Annotated in this window: 1 pseudogene; it reads right to left on the bottom strand. The window is 59.2% G+C overall.

Going from position 1 to position 1,864, the window contains the following annotated elements:
• Window positions 1–1,864 (bottom strand): annotated as a pseudogene (locus B4U45_RS28520) (PPE family protein); the annotation flags it as partial.

Raw genomic sequence — 1,864 nt, 5'->3', positions numbered from 1 at the left:
ATCACGATGTCGCCGAGGTGGCCGGTGATGGGGATGTTGAGGGGGACGTCGACGTCGAGGTCCAGTGCGACTGCCGGGATGGTCAGGGTGTAGTCGAAGCCGGCGTGGCCCTGGCCGTCGCCGCGCCAGAAGAAGCCGTTGTTGAGGTTGCCCTGGTTGAACCCGCCGGTGTTGACATCACCGGTGTTGGCGATCCCGGTGTTGAGGTTGCCGGGGTTAAACCAGCCGGTGTTGGTGTCCCCGGCATTCCACGAGCCGGTGTTGGAAGACCCCACATTGAAACTGCCCGAATTGTAGGAACCCGCATTGCCCACCCCGGTGTTGAGCAACCCGGTGTTCAACACCCCGGTGTTCAACCGGCCCGGGTTGAACAACCCCGTATTGAGCTCACCGGAGTTGCCCACCCCCCAGTTCCCGGTCCCGGAGTTGAACAACCCCACATTCCCGGTCCCGGAGTTGAACAACCCCACATTCCCGCTACCGGAATTCCAGCCCCCGAACCCGACCTGACCATCACCACTCAACCCGATCCCAATATTATGGCTACCGGTGTTCCCGAACCCGAAATTACCGATCCCGGTATTCCCGAAACCAACGTTGTAATCCCCGGCGTTCCCCAACCCCACATTGTACAACCCCAAATTCCCCGGCCCGAAGTTATACCACCCGATATTCCCCGAACCCACATTGAAACTCCCCAGGTTCCCCAACCCAAAGTTCCAACCACCCAGATTCCCAAACCCCACATTACTACCACCAACATTGCCCCCACCCACATTCCCATCACCCACACTCCCAAACCCAACATTGCCCACCCCCACATTCGCCAACCCCGCATTAAAAATACTCATCCGGTCGGCGCCCTGGAAGAACAACCCCGACACGTTGTCCCCGACATTACCCACACCCGAGGTCGACAGACCCAACATATTGCTGTTGTTGATCCCCGACAGCAACTCACCCTTGTTGATGAAACCCGACACCAGATTACCCAAATTCTGATAACCCGAACTCAGCGACCCAACATTCCACCAACCCGACACACCACTACCACTATTGCCGAAACCCGAGCCGCCACCCACACCCGAATTAAAGAAACCCGACGACGGCACACCCGTCGCGTTCCCAAAACCCGGAGCCGCCGCCAACTGGAACACCGGAATCGTCACCGGCCCAATACCACCCGCCACAACCGCCGACAACGACGTCGTATCACCACCCACCACAACATCATTAAACGTAATCGGATTGATGGTGATTGGCGGGACGAGGATTGCACCTATCTGATTGTCGACGGTTATGCCCAAACTGATCGGCAGGGGCGGTAGTGGGATGGTGACGTTCTTGTCGATCACCGGGATGTGAACGTGGACGCCGACCTCATCGGTCTGTTGTCCGAGCACATTGAGCTGAAGGTTCAGCGGTATGCCAGTATTGCTGTCGCCGATCCCGTGCACCATGAATGACTGCACGGTCAGGCCGGTGATCTGGCCGGTGATGGGCAATTCGAATACGCCGCCGCCGCCGAGGGTGAGCGGGATGTTGGGGATGGTGAGGGTGTAGTCGGCGGCGATGAGGCCCTGGCCGGTGCCGCGCCAGAAGAATCCGTTGTTGCCGTCGCCGGTGAGGAACGCGCCGGTGTTGATATCGCCGGTGTTGAACGCTCCGGTGTTGATATCACCGATGTTGAACCAGCCGGTGTTGGTGTCGCCGGGGTTAAACGAGCCGGTATTGAAACCACCGGCGTTAAACCCACCGGAGTTGAAGTCGCCGGCATTGGCCCATCCGGTGTTGCCCAACCCGGTGTTGAACAGCCCGGTGTTGGTGCCACCGGTGCTGGCGATCCCGGTGTTGAAACTGCCCG

Source organism: Mycobacterium persicum (assembly GCF_002086915.1).
Lineage (GTDB): Bacteria > Actinomycetota > Actinomycetes > Mycobacteriales > Mycobacteriaceae > Mycobacterium > Mycobacterium persicum.
The sequence above is the reverse complement of the archived record's forward strand: the minus strand, read 5'-3'. Positions and strand labels throughout refer to the sequence as shown.